The organism is Staphylococcus ureilyticus (assembly GCF_025558845.1).
Classification (GTDB): Bacteria; Bacillota; Bacilli; order Staphylococcales; family Staphylococcaceae; genus Staphylococcus; species Staphylococcus ureilyticus.
On record NZ_CP094825.1, the window covers coordinates 130,091 to 150,570 of the forward strand.

Consider the following 20,480-nt stretch of genomic DNA (forward strand, 5'->3'; position numbering starts at 1 on the left):
TGACGAAAAATAAAGGGACTTATAATATATTATGTTTTGTACATGAACGTTAGATAGTTTCTTGAAAATGGAGGATATATTATGTGGAAGAAATTTTTTGGTCAGCTTCAACGTATAGGTAAGGCTTTGATGTTACCTGTGGCCATTCTACCAGCAGCTGGTTTGTTATTAGCTTTTGGGACAGTTTTACAAGGAGACGTTTTACAATCTTATCTCCCATTTATTAAAGCAGATGGATTTCAACATGTTGCTCAAATGATGGAAGGGGCAGGGGTTGTCATTTTCGATAATTTACCTATGATTTTTGCATTAGGTGTGGCTATCGGTTTAGCTGGTGGAGATGGTGTTGCTGCGATTGCTGCATTTGTAGGGTTTATGATTATGAATAAAACCATGGGTGCATTTTTAGGTATTACATCAGATAATGTCAGTGATGCTGCTAGTGGTTATGCAAATGTACTAGGCATACCTACCTTACAGACAGGTGTGTTTGGAGGGATTATCATTGGGGCGTTGGCTGCATGGTGTTATAACAAATTCTATAATATTTCATTGCCAAGTTATTTAGGGTTTTTCGCTGGTAAACGCTTTGTACCGATTATGATGGCAACGTGTTCTTTCATTCTTGCATTTCCGATGGCGTGGATTTGGCCAACCATTCAATATGGTTTAAATGCATTCAGTGAAGGTCTCTTAGAATCTAATACAGGTATAGCCGTATTCTTATTTGGCTTTATTAAACGTTTGTTAATACCATTTGGTTTACATCATATTTTTCATGCACCATTCTGGTTTGAATTTGGAAGTTTTAAAAATGCGGCTGGACAAATTATTCATGGAGACCAGCGAATTTTTATTGCTCAAATCACTGAAAACGTACCACTGACAGCTGGTAAATTTATGGGTGGGGAATTTCCGGTAATGATGTTTGGACTACCTGCTGCTGCTCTAGCAATTTATCATTCGGCAAAGAAAGAAAATCGTAAAGTGGTTGGTGGTTTGATGTTATCAGGTGCCTTAACATCATTTCTTACAGGTATAACAGAACCGTTAGAATTTTCGTTCTTATTTGTAGCACCGCTCTTGTTCTTTATTCATGCAGTGCTAGACGGCTTTGGCTTCTTAATTATGCACTTATTGAATGTACATTTAGGCTATACTTTCTCAGGAGGATTTATTGATTTCTTACTGTTGAATATCTTACCTAATAAGACAGCTTGGTGGCTTGTTATTCCAGTAGGCATAGTCTATGCAATACTTTATTACTTTATATTTAGATTTATTATCAAAAAATTAAATTATAAAACGCCTGGTAGAGAAAATAAAGAAATGCAAAATAATTCTGTATCAGTAAGTGAGTTACCATTTAAAGTTTTAGATGCAATGGGTGGAAAAGAAAATATTAAACATCTTGACGCATGTATTACACGTTTAAGAGTAGAAGTTAATGAAAAATCTCAAGTAGATGTTGAAAGTTTGAAACAACTAGGTGCTTCAGGCGTACTAGAAGTAGGCAATAATATGCAGGCGATTTTTGGGCCGAAATCAGATCAAATTAAGCATGATATGGCACAAATTATCGCTGGTAATATCACAAAACCAGAAGAGACAACGATTGAAAGTGAAGCGATGAATGAATCAGTTACAGTTGAAGGTGAAACGATTTATGCACCACTTAAAGGTCGTACAGTACCGTTGGATGAAGTACCAGACCAAGTATTTAGTGATAAATTAATGGGTGATGGTCTTGCGATTTATCCAGCTAATGGAGAGGTTGTGGCACCGTTTGATGGCACAGTAGAGTTAGTCTTCCCTACCAAACATGCGATAGGTTTAAAATCTGAATCAGGTGTAGAAGTGTTAATTCACTTTGGTTTAGAGACGGTTGGATTGCAAGGAGAAGGTTTTACAGTCCATGTAGATTCTGGAGACACGATTGTAAAAGGTCAATCACTTATGACTGTAGATTTAGACTATATTAAAACACATGCAAAAAGTGACATTACGCCTATTATCGTAACTAACTCAGGAGAACATGAGATTAAAACAACACATAATGGTGCAGTTGATATAGGAGAAGTATTAATTAAATTATAATATATATAAAACCTCTTAATTCACAATATCGTGTAATTAAGAGGTTTTTTGTAGAAAAACAGTATTAATCTTATCATTCAATCAATTAATCTCCGATAATCATATTATCTATTAAACGTGCTTTGCTGAATTTTACAGCTAGTGAAATGAAAATTTTTCCTTTAATGTGTGTGATTGCTTCTAATTCTGGATAACTATATATAGCTACCGTTTCTATGTTACCGGATGTATGCTGTTCAATATATGTTTTAGCTGTGTCTATTAATTTGGCACTATCACGCTCTCCTTGAAGATATTGTTCGTTTGCTAACTGTAAGCTTTTATATAGTGCAGGCGCTTCTTGTCGTTCTGTATGCGTCAAATAAACGTTGCGTGAACTTTTAGCGAGACCATCAGATTCACGTACTGTATTAACACCAATGATTTCTATTGGATGATTAAAATCCATGACCATTTTTTCGACGATAGCTAGTTGCTGTGCATCTTTTTTGCCGAAATACGCACGTTGTGGGCGAATAATGTTAAATAACTTGTTAACAACTGTGATGACACCATTGAAATGGCCAGGACGTTGTGCACCTTCTAAAACAGTGGCGAGCCTACCAGCATTTAACTTTATCGTAGGTTCTTCAGGGTACATCTCTTCTGCTTCAGGATAAAAGATATAGTCTACACCAACCGATGCTGCTTTAATTTTATCTTGGTCTATATTCCTAGGATATGCATCAAAATCTTCATTTGGTCCAAACTGTAGTGGATTTACAAAAATGCTGATGATTGTAACATCATTTTCCATTACGGATTGTGACATCATTTCCAAATGGCCTTCGTGTAAAGCACCCATGGTTGGAACAAAGCCGATGGACTGATTATTTTCTATTAAATTTGCACTTAGTTTACTCATTTCTTGAATAGATGTAATTAATGTTGTCATTCTGATACCTCATCCATAATTTGTTTTTTATACGTATGTGATTCATCAGGAAATATTTCGTTTTTGACTTCTTTATGATACTGCATTAAAGCTGTTATGCCGCTGGAAAAGTCTCCATATTGCTTGACGAATTTAGCTTGGTGTGGCACTTCATAGTTCAGCACATCATGATAAACCAATACTTGTCCATCAGTATCCTTACCTGCTCCTATACCAATCACTGGGATGTCTAAATTTTTGGTGATTTGTGCAGCTAAATCGCTCGGAACAGCTTCTAAAACGAGCATAATGGCGCCAGCTTGTTGTACAGCGTAAGCATCATTTATGAGTTGCTGTGCTGTTTCTTTTGTATTGGCTTGCATCTTGTACCCAGTAATACCAACGCTTTGTGGTGTAAGTCCTAAATGTGAAACGACTGGTAGACCAATGTGATTACAATTTTTTATAAAATCAATTAAATGTGCACCTTCAACTTTGATTGCATTTGCATTAGTTTGTTTGTATAAATCTATAGCATTTTCTAAATCAGAGTGTTCGCTGATGCCAACAGCGCCAAAAGGAACATCAACAACCATAAATGTATTAGGGGCACCACGTCGCACAGCTTTCGCGTGATGGATCATATCTGACATTGTTACTTGAACTGTACTTTCATAACCTAAGACAGTCATACCTAAAGAATCACCAACTAAAAGGGTATCGATTTGTGCAGATTCTGCTTGTTTTGCACTAGGATAGTCATAAGCTGTAACCATTGAAATTTTATTTGCGTGCTGTTTCATATCAATTAAATGTTTTAATGTTAACAATTAAACTCAACTCCGTTGTCTCAATATTTTTATATTTAATCATATATTAACGAATGTATTCAAAAAATAAAATTAATTTAATACATCTTTTATACTTGATAAATAAATTAAAATGTTTTCTACGAGAAAAATCGACTAAATTGCAAATAATATTAGGTGTGTAATACATATTAGTTTATAATAAATAGTAAATAATAAGTAAAATCACAATATAAATTATTAGTTTTAAAATTTATTAAAGCAAATGATATCAATAATAGAATTTAGGGATGAGAATGAGGGGAAATCATGATTTATACAATAACGAGCACATTACCACCAGTACATGGAGGCAGAACTAAAGCATTGCTAAGCCGAATAAAATTAATAGATAGTGAATTGGGAATCAAAAGTAAAATTTTAACAATGAATTATAATGCCAATTATCCATCTGTTTATGAAAAGTTTATAAATGAAGGAAAGGTGACAGAGCATACAGAATTTGAAAATTTATATGATTGGCTGAGTGGTTTCAAACTATTAGAAACGCCAAAGACTAAATTTAAAAAGCAACCAAAGTATCAAACGATGGACCGTGAACTCGAAGGGTTGGAAAGTAAAAGTTTTAAAGATGGAAATGTTATGAGATACTACAAAAATAATAATTATGTATTGTACAGAAAATATTATGACAATAGCAATATAGTTCAACTTGAAGATTTTATGTCATCTATTAGTAAAAAACGGTTAGAACGTTGGGAATATAATGAATTTGGTCAATTGCATAGAAAGATTTATTACACGCATAAACCTTTTTCAAAATTATGTGAAGTTTATTTTGATACATACGGAGCTATATACTGTAAAAAATTTTTTAATACAGAGCGAGAAAGTTTAGATTATATCCAACTTTATAAAGATGATAGACCTTACTTATCCTTTAATAGTGAAAAAGCATTATTTAAATATTATTTCGACCATCGGTTCAGTGAGGATGATGTGGTATTTAATGATGCTAGACTTTTAGATGAACCATTATTAAATCAAACCCATGCGACTAAAAATATTTTAGTTTTTCATAATAGTCATTTGAATGGACAACAAATGAAAGGTTCATATAAATTTGCGCTCAATCATTCTGAAAAAGTAGAAAAATATTTAATATTAACTGAAAAGCAAAAAGAAGATATTTTTAGCCAAGTACCACTAGATGAAAGACAATTAACAGTAATACCACATTCGATTAAAACTTATAAATCACTTGCAAACGAAAATAAGTTAGATCGCTTTGTTTTTATAGGTAGATTAGGTTTTCAAAAACAAGTAGACCGTTTAATTAAAGCGTATAAGCAATTTTTAGATTATGGCTATGATACGAAATTATCCATATTTGGTATGGATGAAGATGGACAGAAAAAAGTGTTGTTGGATTTAATTGAGCAGTTTGGCATTCAGGATCAAGTAGAAATCAACGCTTTTACGAATAATCCTTTGAGAGAATTTCAACAATCAAAAGCCTCACTTTTAACAAGTAAATTTGAAGGATTTGGTTTAACTGTCATGGAGAGTATCGAAGTTGGTTGTCCAGTAATTGCTTATGATGTGAGATATGGACCGTCAGAGATTATAAATCATGGTGTGAATGGTTATCTCGTTGAGCCAGATAATATTAAAGCGTTTGCTGACTGTATGGCTAAAATCATCGATGAGCCATTTAATAACGTACAGACTAGACCCGAACTTAGTCATGATAAAGCTGTAGAAAATTATAAAAAACTATTTCAAGACATCGGGTATACTAAATAATAAAATTTTTTCCGTCTCTCTTTATCATATATTTATCAGTATGTTTCTGCTGCATATTTTACAAAATAAAACATATACGAAAAAACAGTTGTCATTGCTTAATCAAAGCAGTGTCACTGTTTTTATTTTGTTATTATCCATTTGAAGGTTGGTCGTTGTGATTTAAAATATTAATAAATTGAATAAAATACTTGTCTCTTATATACAGCGTGTTATATTAATGTTAATTGCAATTGTTTTTTAAACTATTTTATTGTTCGTCAATATTTGTTTTGATTATACTTTTTAAAAAGGAGTAACAATGAATAAATTTAAATTATTGATTATCATGTTGTGTTTAGTCTTAGTTGGATGTTCTGCTCAAGAAAATGAAGCTGAGCATAAAGACAGTAAAAATCATGAAAAACAGCAAAGTAGCAATAGTGAAAATAAGCATCACAAAGAAGTGAAGCATGGTGTAACGTATATTGATGATATTTTAATTGTGAACAAAGATATTTCGTTACCAGAACATTTTAACCCTGGAGAAAATAAAAAAGCACGTCATGCATTACAGAAACTTTTAAATGATGGTAATAAACAAGGATTTCAATTATCAAACGCTAGTGGTTTCAGAAGTTATCAAAGTCAAGAACAGTTATTTGACCAATATGTTCAAAGAGATGGAGAAAAGGCAGCCAATAAATATAGTGCGAAACCAGGACATTCTGAACATCAAACTGGACTGACATACGACATTGTTTCTGAGAATACAGACAACAACTTTAAAACTTCTTTTGGTAAGACCGAGGAAGGTCAGTGGCTCAAAGACAATGCTTACAAGTACGGTTTTATCATCAGATATCCCAAGAATAAAACACATATTACGGGATACCAATATGAACCGTGGCATATCAGGTATGTTGGAAAAGATACAGCTAAAAAATTATATAAAAGTAATGAAACATTAGAAGAGTACTTAGATCTATATCCAAAAAAATAAGATCAAATTCGAAATGTGCTTGATTAGTTAATATAAATTTTTAGAGAGGAATGGTCATCATTGTTTAAGAAATTAAGTGTGGCGATGCTAAGTTGGTTGCTCACTTTAACTGTTATTGCACCAACAACGACAATAACTGCTGAAACAGAAAAATCACCGAGTTCTAAGCAAAGTACACAATATAAACCAGAAAGTGTTAGTGTGACAGCACAAACAGGTCAAATTTTATATCAAGATAAAGCTGAAAAAGTAACGGATCCGGCTTCGTTGACTAAAATGATGACGATGTATTTGACATTGGATGCAATCGAAAACGGAGATATAAAACCTACAGACAAAATAAAAATCACTTCTGATTATGAAAAAATGTCTGTATTACCTGATTTGGCTAGTGTTCCTTTAGAGAGAGGAAAGTCATACTCTATCAATCAATTTCTTAGACAAATTACTTTAGAGTCGAGCAATGCAGCGACACTGATTTTAGGGGAAAAGGTGAGTGGTTCAACATCAAAATTTACAGATGAAATGAACCACAAAGCAAAAAAACTCGGTATGAATCATACGCGTTTTGTGAATCCTACAGGTGCTGACAACCATCTATTGCAACAATATGCACCCAAGCAATATCAAAAAGAACGTAAAACACAAACTACTGCAGATGATATGACCATTCTAATGCAACATTTATTAAAAGGTCATCCTAAAATATTAAAATATAGTTCTAAAACGACAGATAAACAATTTGGAACAAATTTAAAAACAAAAAATCTTTCTTTAAAGGGACAACGATTTGAATTAAAAGGTGCAGATGGATTGAAAACTGGAACAAGCGATGAAGGTTATAGTTTAGCGTTAACAGGTAAACGCAATGGTTTACGTCTCAATGAAGCGATTCTCAACGTGAAGCCATATCCAAGTATGAAAGCTAAAAATGAACGCCATAAAATTGCCAATGCGCTTATTAATAAACAATTTAAAAAATATGAATACCGAAAAGTATTAAGTGAAGGAGAACACGAAATTAACGGAAAAACGTACCAAGTTAAGCAGGATTTATATGATGTAGTTCCTAAAAAAATGGATCATTTAAAATTTAATGTGAATAAAGAAGGCAAGGTATATGTGGCATATAAGCGTCAATTTATGAAAGGTTCGCATGCCCCCCAAGTAGATGCTACAGTTAAAAAAGAAGACAATAAATTTACTGCATTTTTCAAAAATTTGTTTAGCAAAGATGCGCATAAAATGTCCCAAATATAATCTGTATATTTCTAATTAAATCATTCAATTTATCTTCTGATACCACGATTGTGTGACGTGTGTCAGCAGATTTTTTGCTGTTAATTAAGTTCAATCTCATAAGTGGGTATTCATTGCAAACATATTCACTGGGTAATCATTGCTTATACATGTATTAAGGCTTATGGTAGAAGTGTATAGGAGGTTTTATGAATGCGTAAAAAATTCATTAATGCATCAATTTATAAGTATGATGAAGCTTCAGAAATTTTAGTGGAAAACGGTAAGTTTAAAACATTTGGAAAGAACCTTGGTGAAGCGGATGAAGTAATTGATTTAGGAGGCGCTTTGGTCTTGCCACCATATGTAGATGCGCATCTTCATCTAGATTATTATTTTACAGGACAAGACACTCAAATCAAAAACACATCTGGGACGTTATTTGAAGCAATTGATTTATGGAATGATTATAAAAAAGGCACTACAAAAGAAGAGATGAAATCACGTATGCGTCAAGCAGTCAAAGACGTTGCAAGCTATGGTACACAATATATACGTGCTCAGACGGATTGTACTGACCCCAATTTAACGGGCATCAAAGCAGCACTTGAAGTAAGGGATGAATTGAAAGATAATATTACAATTCAGGTCGTGGCGTTTCCTCAAAATGGTATGTACGCTTTTGAAGCGCAAGGTAAAACGGGTCGTGATTTAACTGAAGAAGCCTTAAAATTAGGTGCAGATTGTGTCGGTGGTATTCCACATAACGAATGGAGCCCAGAAGAAGGAACGAAATCAATTAAAGAAATCGTTAGACTTGCGATCCAATATAATAAATTAATTGATGTACACTGTGATGAAACAGATGATGTACAAGCGCGTTTCTTAGAAATATTAAATGCTGAAGTGATGAAACAAGGTTATGGAAATGCTACGACAGCTTCACATACTTGCTCATTTGGTTCAGCAGATGATGCTTATGCATTTCGAATGATGGGTCTATTTCGTCAATCAGGTTTAAACTTTGTCTCTTGTCCAACCGAAAATTTATATTTACAAGGTAGGCAAGATAGTTATCCAAAAAGAAGAGGTTTAACACGTGTTAAAGAGTTTGTAGATAATGATATTAATGTGGCTTTTGGTCAAGACTCAATCGTCGATTTATGGTACCCAGCAGGGTCGGGTAATTTAATGAATATCTTGGATAATGGCTTGCATGCCACACAATTAATGCGAGAAGAAGATTTCCCACGCAATTTCGACTTAATTACTTATAACGGTGCAAAATTAATGCATTTAGATGAAGTTTATGGATTATCGGAAGGTAAGCCAGCGAACTTTATCGTGTTGGACGCACCAAATGTATTTGAAGCACAACGTCGACGTGTTGACTGTCTTGCTTCGATACGTAATGGTGAATATCTATTTAGAAAAGAAAAGCCGAAATATACAACTGCATTAGATATTGATCGCCAAACAAAATAATACGTGTAGTTGCATCGTATAAGATAAAATGCTGAGACGATAGAAAGTCCCAGCATTTTTTGTGTATTCATGGCGTGTATTGAAGTGTGTATTTTATGAAACTATAATGACGCTCCATTCGTTGCAATAATATTTTAGTAGTAAAAAAGTTTATATAAATATAAAAATTATAAAAAGCGAGCACTTGAACTGTGCTCGCTTATTGTTTATCTTTTTTTAAATTTAATAATCTCAATGAATTTAAAATAACTAGGATAGCAGCGCCAGTATCGCTGAGGACAGCTAACCATAAAGTTAATAACCCAGGAAATACTAATATGAAAGCAATCAGTTTAATAATCACTGAGAAGTAAATATTTTGCTTGATAATTGTTTTGGCTTTTTTACTAATAGAGATAGATTTTGGAAGTTGCTGCAAGTTATCTGACATCAAAACAATATTTGCTGTTTGCATTGCAGTATCAGATCCGACGCCTCCCATTGCAATTCCTACATCACTTTGGGCAAGTGCAGGTGCATCATTGATACCATCACCAATCATACCAACACGATAACCACGTTTTTGTAAATCTTCAATTGCTGATAATTTATCTTTAGGCATTAATTTTGCATAAGTTTCACGAATACCTGCAAGATTTGCAATTTTGTTGGCGGTCTCTTGATTATCGCCAGTTAACATAACTGTATTTTTAATGTTGTATTTCTGCAACTGATGAATAGTTGATTTTATATTTTCTCTTAATGGATCTTCAATCGTGATCAAACCATATAATGTTGTCGTTGAGGATATGATAATGATTGTGTAACCTTGTTTTTCATAATGACTAAACAGTGATGCATGTGATTTTATTTTGGGATTAATGGACTCAATCAAACTTTGATTTCCTGCATAAACGATTTGATTATCTATTTTACCTTTGATGCCTTTACCAGTTATATTTTCAAAATCACTAACGTGTTTGGGTGAAATATTTAATTTAGTGGTGTGGTCTACAATAGCTTTACTTATAGGATGTGTTGAATAAGCTTCCAAGCTAAGTGCAAGCTGTAATAGTGTTTGTTCATCACTTTCCATATGTTTAACAGCTGTTACCTTAGGTTTTCCTTCAGTGAGTGTACCTGTTTTATCAAATGCTAATGCATTTAAAGAACCTAATGCTTCTAAATAATTACCACCTTTAATAAGTACACCATTTTTTGCCGCATTGCCAATCGCTGTCACTATAGCAACAGGCGTTGAAATGACCAACGCACATGGACAAGCGATAACAAGTAATTCTAGTCCTTTATAGAACCCTTCCCCCCAGGAACCTAATGTAAGCATAGGTGGTATAATCATTACTAATAGCGCTAATACAAAAGCAACAGGTGTATAAATTTCTGAAAACTTGTCTATAAATGCTTGTGCAGGTGCTTTGTTTGCTTGTGCTGCTTCTACCATATCAATGATTTTTGACAGTGTAGTATCTGCTACTAATGTAGTAACTTTGATTTTCAATGTACCATTTTCATTAATGGAACCAGCATAAACGTCATCGTTCGTTGTTTTATCAACAGGTATAGATTCTCCGGTAATAGGTGATTGATTTAAGCTAGATGTTCCCTCAGTAATAGTGCCGTCTAATGGTATGCGTTCTCCAGGCTTTACAAGAATAATATCGCCAATGTGAATCTCATGTAAATCTTTAGATATAATACCCTCTTTAGTATATAAGTTGGCTGTTTTGGGCGTTAATTCCATAAGTGATTGAATGGAATTTCTTGTTTTATCTATCGAAATTGTTTGTAACAAAGTGCCAATTGTGAATAGGAAAATAACAATAGCACCTTCGAAAAACTCGCCGATCAGCATAGCGCCAATAACTGCAACTGTCATTAAGACGTTCATATCCAAACTTTTGGATTTTAATGAATAAAACGCACTTTTAAATGGTTTCATGCCGCTAACCAATATGGCAATTGTATATAAAATGTAAGAAAATCCAATTGGTAGAGATGTTATTGACATTAATAGCCCGAGTATTATGAATATGGCAGAAATGATGGGTTTAGTAAATAATCTTAATTTCTGCTCATCATCTTTTCTATTGTTTTGTAAAGTGGCAGTATAGCCAATCTTAGCGACTTCTTTTATAATATTTTTTTCATTTTGGCCATCGATATTGGCTTGAAGTTTACCTGTAGAAAAGTTAACTTGTGCATCTTTTACATAGGGAAGGTTCAAAACATGTTTTTCAACGGTTTTAGCACAGTTTCCACAGTCCATGCCTTTAATCATAAATATTGTGTTTTGTGTTGATTGTGGTTGAGTGTTTTGAATATCATAACCTAGTTTTTCCACAGTTTTTATAATTTGGTTTGTCGTATTTGCAGTACTCACTTCGGCTGTTAATTTACCAGTAGCGAAGTTAACTTTTGGATTGTAAACAGCATCTAAGGGTACGAGTGCTTTTTCTATCGTTGTGGCACAAGAACTACAATCGATACCATTAACTTGAAAAGTAACTTTCTGTAATGTGTCAGTAGCGTTTTTTATATCTTTTGAGACTTTTTCATTGTTCGCATTTTGACAAGTGTTAGTGCAACAAACATCAGATGATTTATTCATCAGCATCATCCATTCTTAAGTTATTATGGTATTTACAAGTGATAATATCATCTTTTGTTTCTTCTACAATATGATCTACCAAACTCAATAATTCTAAAATATATGGATTTTTAATTTGGTAATAAATATATTTACCGTCTTGTCTAGCAGTCACTAAGCCACATTCTTTTAGACAAGCTAAGTGTTGAGAAATACTAGATTGGCTCATTTTTGAGCTTGAAACAATTTCGTTAACAGTCATTTCGGAGACCTTTAATAATTCTAAAATAGTTAATCTAACTTTATTAGAAAGCCCATGTAAAAAACGTGCCTGTAATGTAAAATCATTACTATTCATTTTGAACACCTCATATTAGTAAAACTTAATATATAACATATTAGCATTTTCTAATATGTTATGGAAGAGACTATCGTAAAAAATAAGAAAATGATATAAATTTGTTGAATTTTAGAAGTGAATAAGTGGAAGTAGTAAATATTTTTTGACTTTAAGAGAAGCATGGGTTTGGATATAAAAATGCCATTATTACATATAGAAAAGCGTTCAATAATCATCTGTTAACATGCAACGACAAAAAGAAACATGAAAAAAGAGTTGGATTGAATATATTTCTTACTTTTAAGCTGATGTTTTTGCTTGATATTGTGAAATATAGACATTCAACTCATTTTGCAGTAGTGGACATTACACTGATAGAAAAATGTTATTCTTGTCCACACTGCAAGATTAAAGATATTATTGTTCGCTTATATTATATTGTTCTTTTGCCATTAAACGCAGTGGTCCATAAAATACAATTTTAAATAAACTTTCTACTAAAGTTTGTGGATCAATTTTCCGATTATCTTTCACCCAATATTTAATGAAAGAAATAGATGCACCTGCTACATAACTGTGAAAATAGTCTAGTGGAATGCCATCAACCGTATCTTTTGTAACTAAATGTTTTTTCATATTTTCATACATGACTTGATTTATTTTTGTTTCTAATTGGCTTCTTCTTTCTAACATAAATATAGTTTTATAGAATTCAAAGTTTGTATCGATATGGAGGATGATTTTTTTTAATTTTTCTTCAGTAAAAATACGAGCAAATGCTTCTGCATCCATGCCTACATAAAATTTATCTTTTGTGCTTAATGTATTAGACAAGTCTTCAATATAATCATTTTCCATTTTATTTAATAGCATATATTTATCTTCATAATGGAGATAAAAAGTACCGCGATTAATATCAGCTTTGTGTGTAATATCACTAATCGTTATTTTATCTAGGTCTTTTTCATTTAATAATTGTATAAATGCATGTTTAATAGCATTTTGTGTTTTTCTAACACGTCTGTCTTCAGCCATATATTGAATCTCCTTTTTATTTAATAGACATTTATCTTAAAAGTGTTCATTAAAGAACGTCTTGAACATAATTGCATATTGTATATTACTTACTAATTATTATAATAGACAATGTGATAAATATTCAACACTGTGTTCGTTAAATAGGAGGGAATTAAAAATGAATATTTTTAAAAATAAATTATTATGGCTTGCACCGATTGCAGCTATTCTAATATTTGTAATATTTTCAGTCGCTTTTTATCCAGCATTTAACTCTAAACCCAAAGATATTCCAATTGCAATTGTTAACAACGATAAAGGTGTTGATATGCAAGGTAAAAATATTAATATAGGTAAAAATTTAGAAGATAAATTGCTAGATAGTAATTCAAATAAAATAAAATGGATTCAAGTTGATAATGAAAAAGATTTAAAACAAGGGATGCAAGAACAAAAATATTTTGGAGCAGCTGTTATAGAAAAAGATTTTTCAAAAAATGCTTTAAGCAAAACACAAAAAGTTGTGATGGATTCTAAAAAAGAAGAAATGAAAGATAAAGTTCAATCTGGAGAAATACCAGCAGCACAAGCTAAAATGATGCAAGAAAAAATGTCACAATCTGGCGAGAATCAACAAATAAAAGCTCAAAAAGCAAGTTTTAAAACATTTATTAATGATGGTGCAGGCGCGCAAGTTTCACAAATGTCTTCCCAAGTTTTAAAAGGCATGGGTGATAACATGAACCAACAAATTACTAAACAAAGCTTAGATATTTTAGAGAAACAAAACATTGATTTAAAAGCATCAGATATTCAAAGTTTAACACACCCAGTTAAAGTAAATAGTGAAAAAGTAAATAAAATCGGTAGTCATCAAGCAGGTGGCAATGGTCCATTCTTAATGTTTATGCCTGTTTGGATGGGTTCTATTATTATTTCTGTATTACTATTCTTTGCATTTAGAACAAGTAATAACATAGCGATGCAACATCGTATTATTGCATCATTAGGACAAATTGCCATGACAATTGTTACAGCATTTGTAGGAGCTTTCACGTATGTGTACTTTATGAAACTAGTATTAGACTTTAATTTCAATGCGCCTAATACAACTGCTACATTTATCGCATTAGCAATCATGGGATTTGTCGGACTTATTCTCGGTACGATGACTTGGTTAGGCTTGAAGTCTGTTCCAATCTTTTTCTTATTAATGTTTTTCAGCATGCAATTAGTAACATTGCCAAAACAAATGTTGCCTGATTTTTATCAAAAATATATTGTCGATTGGAATCCATTTGCACATTATGCAAACTCATTAAGAGAAATTTTATATTTACATGGCAGCATTCAATTAGATACAACGATGTGGATGTTTATCGGATTCATGATTTTTGGTGCTATTTCTGCACTGATTGCAGCTATAATTAGAAAACACAGTACAAAACGTACAGAAGTTCCGTCTTAAATTTTTAAAACAGAAGTTTATAAAATATAATACACCATCGCTCTAAAACGATTTTTAATGAATCGTTTTAGAGCTTTTTTAATAGGTATTGGTTGAATTTATGAAACGTGGAATAAAAATATGTGATCAGTTATTTCATCGATATGTGGCTGTGCTTTTCTGTTGAAATGAATGTGTTAAAGTAATCATTTTTGTGGTTGAGCTAAGGTTTATCTGTTAGAAAATTGGTTACGATATTCAGAAGCGCTAACTTTAAAATGTTTTGTAAAAGTTTTAGAAAATAGAAGCGGGTCTTTATAACCAACTTGAAGTGCTATTTCATTTATTAAAGTATTACTATGGATTAATAATTGAGAAGCATGATACATTCGGATATAAGTTAAATATGCTTTTGGAGAACAATTTAAGTTTTTCTTGAATAGTCTAAATAGATGACTTCGTGTCACATTGACGTGATTTGCTACATCTACAATCATAATGTCTTTTTGATAGTTTGAGTTGATGTAAGCAACAGCTCTTTGAATATCTACATTAATGATATCAACATTAACAGAAAATGCTTTAGGAAATTGTTCTTGTAATTGATAAACTAAACTATATAAGTGCTGCATAATTAAAATATCTTTGGAATTATTTGTTTCAATGGATTTAGAAAAGTCGCATATTTGTTGAATAATATGTCTTATGCTAGATGTTTCTTTATTTGTAATAACATGTTGATCTACAATGTAGCAACGTTGTAAGTAATCTAAAATCTGTTTTCCGCTTATGCCAATCCAGTAATACGTCCATGGGTTAGAAAAAGAAGGTTTATATTCTACATCCATACCTTTCTCTAATAAAAACATGTCACCTTCTTTTAAAGTATGTGCTTTACCATTATATATAAATACGCCCTCTCCATTCGTCACAATATGCAAAACAGCGTCCCTTATTACTGTATATTTATAGCCAACATTTGGTACACCAATTTCAATACCACATTCTATTAAATTAGCATCAATATGCTTTTTTTGAAATTTTTTCCATAATATTTGCATCCAACATACCTCTTAAAATAAATAATCTTTAATTTATATAAACACAATTTAATTATGAAATGCAACATTTTGCCATATATCGTCATCATTATGCTATTCATAGTTGGCATACGCTGTTGATAAAATAGTAGTAACAATTATGAAAGCGTTTTAAATTGTATAAATTCAGAGGTGAAGAAAATGGACAGACATTTGACCGGTATACAAAAATTTTCATTTGGATTTGGTGCTATTGGAAAGGATGCCATATTTAATATTGTTGGCGTATTTTTGATGTTTTACATTACTGATATTGTTGGTTTGAGTCCAGCGTTTGTCGGTGTAATGTTATTTGTTGCACGAATTTGGGATGCGATTAATGATCCTATCATGGGTGTCATCGTTGATAATACAAGAAATAACTTTGGTAAATTTAAAACTTGGTTAGTGATTGGGACAATCATAAATGCAATTGTAACGATTTTATTATTCACAAATTTAGATTTACCACAAACGGCAATGTATATCTATGTATCGATTATCTATATTGCTTGGGGTATGACTTATACGATGATGGATATTCCCTATTGGTCTTGGCTTCCAAATTTAACACATAATCCAAGAGAACGTGAAGAAGTATCAGTAATACCGAGATTTTTTGCAAGTTTAGCTGCCTTTACAGTAGGTACATTTGGTTTATTTTTTATACATAAACTAGGGGATATTTTTGGTAAAGGTAGTGATTCAGTAGGTATTTTTGTTTTTGCGGTTATTTGCAGTATGGTTTTTATTTTTACAATAGGTGTCACTGTATGGAAAGTACCTGAAGATAAAGAAATGGAACAACAAACAGGCATTAAAGTACAATTTAAAGATATTGGTAGAATTTTATTTAAAAATAAAGAGCTCTTAGCAATTATGGGAGTATTGCTTACCTTTAACCTTTGCTTACAAACGCTGAATGGCTCAATCATTTATTACTTTAAATATGTAGTTAATGCAGAACATTTATTTGCTATTTTTAATGCAATGATTCTTTGCGAGATGATTGGTTTACTTACTTTGCCACGTTTTATCAAGTGGGTAGGTAGAACAAAGGCTTTTAATACAGCAATATCACTTATAATCATAGGCTTACTATTTATTTTGATTTCAGGTTTTATCGTACCACAAAGTGTTATTACCGTTATTGTGGGAGCAGGGTTATTACGCATTGGTTCTGGATTTATGATTGGTATTACAACAGTATCTTTGGCAGATGTTATTGATTACGGAGAAGTGAAATTTGGCCAACGTAACGAAAGTGTTATTACTTCTACGAACACATTTTTAACGAAAACTTCACAAGCAGTAGCTGCATTAATTGTAGGTGTAGGTTTATCAATATTTGGCTACACACCCAATGAAGAACAAACAGCACTAACCATCAATGGATTACGCATACTTATTATTGTGTTGCCAATTATTTTCGTCATCTTAGCAGCATTTTTATATCACAAAGCCTTCCATTTAAAAGGTGATTTTTTAACAGATATTGAAAAAACTCTACAATACAAACGTCAAAAAGAGCATAGAGAACGTATGAGTAAATAAGGGGGAACTTTTTATGTTAGAGCAACAATTTCACGAAAATATAGATATTCAACATGTAAACACTTTGCCACGACGTGCATTTTATATTCCTTATCAACTAAAGGAGTCTGCTTACCGCCTAGAAACGCGATATCAGACTAATAATGTCACATTATTAAATGGAAACTGGTATTTTAAATATTTTAATTCAATAGAAGATTACTCAAGTAGTTTTGAAATAGATAAGTCACAGATTATTCCAGTACCATCAGTTTGGAATATACATGGATATGACCAAATACAATATTTAAACACACAATATCCAATTCCATTTGATCCACCGTATGTACCCAAATCTAATCCCTGTGGACGTTATATCCGTTCATTTGAAGTGACTGAATACGACGAAAAAAGTGATTATCATTTGAATTTTGAAGGTGTCGATAGTGCATTTTATCTATGGATTAATGATCAATTTGTTGGTTATAGTCAGATATCACATTCAATTTCTGAATTTGATATCACTAGCTATGTACATTCAGGAACTAATACGATTCAAGTACTTGTTTTAAAATATTCGGATGGTACTTATTTTGAAGATCAAGACATGTTTCGCCATTCAGGTATTTTCAGAGATGTTTATATTTTAAAACGTGCGAAATCACGAATTAATGATTTTAGAATTGAAACGCGTGTTAATGAATTGCAAAACCAAGGGATAGTCGACGTAAAATTAGAAAATAAACAGGGATTGGATAGTGTACAGACACGATTATATGGTCCTGATGGTGCGTTGTTGCAGGAAGCGGAAATTTCAAACCGCCATCGTTTTATAATTGAAACACCACAATTGTGGTCAACAGAAAAACCAACACTTTATACTATTACGCTTACTACGAAATCAGAGGTAATTACTCAAAAAATAGGAATTAGAGAAATACAAATACAAGATAATCAGTTTTATATCAATGGTCAATCAATTAAATTTCGTGGAACCAATTATCATGATAGCGATCCTCAAACAGGATATGTAATGAGTGAAGCACAATTTATGAAAGATTTAACACTAATGAAGCAAGGTAACTTTAACGCTATTCGTACAGCACATTATCCTAAGTCGCCTTTGTTTTATGAACTTGCTGATCAATATGGATTTTATGTAATGAGTGAAGCAGATTTAGAAACGCATGGTGTAGTGAGACTTTATGGCGAAGAAAATACAGATTATTTTAATCTTATTACAGATAATCCGCAATATGAAAAACCAATTGTAGAACGTATTGAAGCGTCCATCATTCCATTTAAAAATTACAGCTCTATTGTTTCCTGGTCTATGGGAAACGAGTCAGGATTTGGTGTGAATATGGTAACAGCTATGTCACGAGTAAAAACATTAGATGACACACGTCCTATTCATTATGAGGGAACATTCCATAGAGATAAATCAAAATCATATGATTTATCTAATGTGGAAATGATTAGTAGAATGTATGCATCACCAGAAGAAGTTGAACAAAAGTATCTTACAGACCCTGATTTAGATAAACCATTTATACTTTGTGAATATGCACATGCTATGGGAAATTCACCAGGTGATTTACATGCATATCAAATGCTAGTGGAACAATATGATAGTTTTATTGGTGGTTTTGTATGGGAATGGTGTGATCATGGTATTCAAGTTGGTCAACAAAATGGTAAGCCTATTTTTAGATATGGCGGGGACTTTGGAGAAGAACTTCATGATGGGAATTTCTGTGTGGATGGCATCGTTTTCCCTGATCGTACACCACATGAAGGTTACTATGAATTTAAACATGAACACAGACCTGTTAGAGTAATAGAAGAAGCGAACGGTATATTAAAATTACGTAATCAACTAGATTTCAGTCATGTAGAAAATTATTTAACTATCGAAGCTACAGCAACATTTTTAAACGGTGATAAAACATCGTTTGATATTACGGTTGATAATTTTGAACCACATAGTACACAAGATATAGATTTAAGCAATCATATTAAAATAGCTGAATTAAGCGATATACTATTACGCTATAAATTGAAAAATGAAGAGCCTTTACGTCACATTAATTTTGAATTAGGACAAGATCAAATCGTCTATCAACGTCAATCTACTAACCAACACGAATTAGACGTACAGGAAGGGCCAGTCAGTTATAAAGAAAATAGTCATTCTCTAATAGTGTTAGCAAACGGTTATGCTTATACCTTTAATAAAGAAAATGGTAGTTTGATTTCTGTTGTTTACGAAGGCTATACCATAGTCAATCATCCTACAAAAAATAAGATTTGGCGTGCACCTATAGATAACGATATTAATGTTAGAAAAGATTGGGAATATATGGGTTATGCGGAAGCTTATACACGTGTACAAAATTATAAAGTTGAAGAAAATAACACTGCAGTCAGTATTAATTTCGAAATAGTGATTGTTCATGATGTGGTTCCTCCTATTTTACAAGGAGAAATGACGTGGACTGTTCAAAGCGATGGTTCAATAAATATAACATATGATTTGGAGAAAGATATTGCAGGGCCGTTTCTGCCTAGATTTGGCTTAGAGATAACATTACCACATACATTTGAAGCGGTGAAATACTATGGCAATGGCCCATTCAGTAGTTATTCTGATAAAGGTGTAGCAACGTATTTAGACTACTTCGATACAACAGTCACACAAAATGGTGGTAATCATATTAAGCCACAAGAATCAGGTAGCCATAATGGGACCACATATGCGAAGGTTTCTAATGGTGAACATCAAATTACAGTAACCAGTGATCAACCATTCAGTTTTAATACGACACATTACTCATTGGAACAACTTACACACACGATGCATGAAGACCAATTAGTAGAAGAAGAGACTTATATATATATCGATTATGGCCAAAGTGGTATAGGATCCAATAGTTGTGGACCAGAATTAAGTGAAATATACCAATTAAACGACAAGCATATCCAATTTCAATTTAAGTTAAATTTTGAATAATTAAATTTTTAAAAATGCCCACAAAAAGTAGTGATTAAAAACTAACTTTGCGTGGGCTCTTTTCGTTGGAATTTGGTCTTTTTATCAGGAAACTAACATTTATTATTAGAGTGAGTTTCACAGGTTCGGGAGT

14 protein-coding genes are annotated in these 20,480 nt (G+C 32.3%); 8 read left to right on the forward strand and 6 right to left on the reverse strand.

Annotated features, from left to right (window positions below; translation table 11 throughout):
• Window positions 1-81: 81 nt before the first annotated feature.
• Complete coding sequence (gene ptsG / locus MUA21_RS00570) at window positions 82-2,097, forward strand: glucose-specific PTS transporter subunit IIBC (protein WP_262561585.1); 2,016 nt, start codon at window positions 82-84, stop codon at window positions 2,095-2,097.
• An 85-nt stretch (window positions 2,098-2,182) separates the two neighbouring features.
• Here the strand turns inward: ptsG and panC are convergent, their stop codons facing one another.
• On the reverse strand, window positions 2,183-3,031 hold the full coding sequence (gene panC, locus MUA21_RS00575) for a pantoate--beta-alanine ligase (protein ID WP_107526146.1): 849 nt from the start codon (window positions 3,029-3,031) through the stop codon (window positions 2,183-2,185).
• Window positions 3,028-3,840, reverse strand: a complete 813-nt coding sequence (panB, locus tag MUA21_RS00580) for a 3-methyl-2-oxobutanoate hydroxymethyltransferase (protein WP_073344825.1) — start codon at window positions 3,838-3,840, stop codon at window positions 3,028-3,030. The genes panC and panB overlap by 4 nt, the downstream gene beginning before the upstream one ends.
• Before the next feature lie 288 nt (window positions 3,841-4,128).
• On the opposite strand from panB, the gene MUA21_RS00585 reads away from it, so the two are divergent.
• The 4 genes from MUA21_RS00585 (at window position 4,129) to MUA21_RS00600 (ending at window position 9,331) form a co-directional block, all read left to right on the forward strand.
• Complete coding sequence (locus MUA21_RS00585) at window positions 4,129-5,625, forward strand: glycosyltransferase (protein ID WP_262561586.1); 1,497 nt, start codon at window positions 4,129-4,131, stop codon at window positions 5,623-5,625.
• 301 nt (window positions 5,626-5,926) lie between these two features.
• Window positions 5,927-6,607 carry a M15 family metallopeptidase gene (locus MUA21_RS00590; protein WP_073344814.1) on the forward strand — a complete coding sequence of 227 codons (681 nt, stop codon included), beginning with the start codon at window positions 5,927-5,929 and terminating at the stop codon, window positions 6,605-6,607.
• A gap of 60 nt (window positions 6,608-6,667) precedes the next feature.
• Window positions 6,668-7,867: a penicillin-binding protein PBP4 gene (gene pbp4 / locus MUA21_RS00595; protein ID WP_262561587.1), complete on the forward strand. Its 1,200-nt coding sequence runs from the start codon at window positions 6,668-6,670 to the stop codon at window positions 7,865-7,867.
• A 192-nt stretch (window positions 7,868-8,059) separates the two neighbouring features.
• Window positions 8,060-9,331, forward strand: a complete 1,272-nt coding sequence (locus MUA21_RS00600; protein WP_107520776.1) for an amidohydrolase family protein — start codon at window positions 8,060-8,062, stop codon at window positions 9,329-9,331.
• A 199-nt stretch (window positions 9,332-9,530) separates the two neighbouring features.
• Here MUA21_RS00600 and MUA21_RS00605 read toward each other — a convergent pair whose 3' ends face one another.
• From MUA21_RS00605 to MUA21_RS00615, 3 genes are all read right to left on the reverse strand, one after another.
• Window positions 9,531-11,939, reverse strand: a complete 2,409-nt coding sequence (locus tag MUA21_RS00605; RefSeq protein ID WP_262561588.1) for a heavy metal translocating P-type ATPase — start codon at window positions 11,937-11,939, stop codon at window positions 9,531-9,533.
• A complete protein-coding gene (locus tag MUA21_RS00610) occupies window positions 11,932-12,276 on the reverse strand; it encodes an ArsR/SmtB family transcription factor (protein WP_107520778.1) in 345 nt (114 codons plus the stop codon). The genes MUA21_RS00605 and MUA21_RS00610 overlap by 8 nt, the downstream gene beginning before the upstream one ends.
• Before the next feature lie 399 nt (window positions 12,277-12,675).
• On the reverse strand, window positions 12,676-13,293 hold the full coding sequence (locus MUA21_RS00615) for a TetR/AcrR family transcriptional regulator (protein WP_064209913.1): 618 nt from the start codon (window positions 13,291-13,293) through the stop codon (window positions 12,676-12,678).
• Between the two features lie 160 nt (window positions 13,294-13,453).
• On the opposite strand from MUA21_RS00615, the gene MUA21_RS00620 reads away from it, so the two are divergent.
• The gene (locus MUA21_RS00620; RefSeq protein ID WP_145381069.1) at window positions 13,454-14,743 is read left to right on the forward strand and encodes a YhgE/Pip domain-containing protein; all 1,290 of its coding nucleotides are present in this window, start codon (window positions 13,454-13,456) and stop codon (window positions 14,741-14,743) included.
• A gap of 209 nt (window positions 14,744-14,952) precedes the next feature.
• On the opposite strand, the gene MUA21_RS00625 is transcribed toward MUA21_RS00620, so the two are convergent.
• The gene (locus tag MUA21_RS00625) at window positions 14,953-15,783 is read right to left on the reverse strand and encodes an AraC family transcriptional regulator (protein WP_107520779.1); all 831 of its coding nucleotides are present in this window, start codon (window positions 15,781-15,783) and stop codon (window positions 14,953-14,955) included.
• Window positions 15,784-15,963: 180 nt separating this feature from the next.
• On the opposite strand from MUA21_RS00625, the gene melB reads away from it, so the two are divergent.
• Both melB and MUA21_RS00635 read left to right on the forward strand, forming a co-directional pair.
• A complete protein-coding gene (melB, locus tag MUA21_RS00630; RefSeq protein ID WP_046206928.1) occupies window positions 15,964-17,355 on the forward strand; it encodes a melibiose:sodium transporter MelB in 1,392 nt (463 codons plus the stop codon).
• Between the two features lie 13 nt (window positions 17,356-17,368).
• On the forward strand, window positions 17,369-20,347 hold the full coding sequence (locus tag MUA21_RS00635) for a glycoside hydrolase family 2 TIM barrel-domain containing protein (RefSeq protein WP_262561590.1): 2,979 nt from the start codon (window positions 17,369-17,371) through the stop codon (window positions 20,345-20,347).
• Window positions 20,348-20,480 lie beyond the last annotated feature (133 nt).

Excerpts from the sequence above, each read along its gene's own strand:
- melB (WP_046206928.1), top strand. The coding sequence starts at position 15,964 with ATGGACAGACATTTGACCGGTATACAAAAATTTTCATTTGGATTTGGT.
- ptsG (WP_262561585.1), top strand. The coding sequence starts at position 82 with ATGTGGAAGAAATTTTTTGGTCAGCTTCAACGTATAGGTAAGGCTTTG.
- MUA21_RS00620 (WP_145381069.1), top strand. The coding sequence starts at position 13,454 with ATGAATATTTTTAAAAATAAATTATTATGGCTTGCACCGATTGCAGCT.
- MUA21_RS00615 (WP_064209913.1), bottom strand. The coding sequence starts at position 13,293 with ATGGCTGAAGACAGACGTGTTAGAAAAACACAAAATGCTATTAAACAT.
- MUA21_RS00610 (WP_107520778.1), bottom strand. The coding sequence starts at position 12,276 with ATGAATAGTAATGATTTTACATTACAGGCACGTTTTTTACATGGGCTT.
- MUA21_RS00600 (WP_107520776.1), top strand. The coding sequence starts at position 8,060 with ATGCGTAAAAAATTCATTAATGCATCAATTTATAAGTATGATGAAGCT.
- panC (WP_107526146.1), bottom strand. The coding sequence starts at position 3,031 with ATGACAACATTAATTACATCTATTCAAGAAATGAGTAAACTAAGTGCA.
- MUA21_RS00590 (WP_073344814.1), top strand. The coding sequence starts at position 5,927 with ATGAATAAATTTAAATTATTGATTATCATGTTGTGTTTAGTCTTAGTT.
- MUA21_RS00625 (WP_107520779.1), bottom strand. The coding sequence starts at position 15,783 with ATGCAAATATTATGGAAAAAATTTCAAAAAAAGCATATTGATGCTAAT.
- MUA21_RS00605 (WP_262561588.1), bottom strand. The coding sequence starts at position 11,939 with ATGAATAAATCATCTGATGTTTGTTGCACTAACACTTGTCAAAATGCG.
- MUA21_RS00585 (WP_262561586.1), top strand. The coding sequence starts at position 4,129 with ATGATTTATACAATAACGAGCACATTACCACCAGTACATGGAGGCAGA.
- MUA21_RS00635 (WP_262561590.1), top strand. The coding sequence starts at position 17,369 with ATGTTAGAGCAACAATTTCACGAAAATATAGATATTCAACATGTAAAC.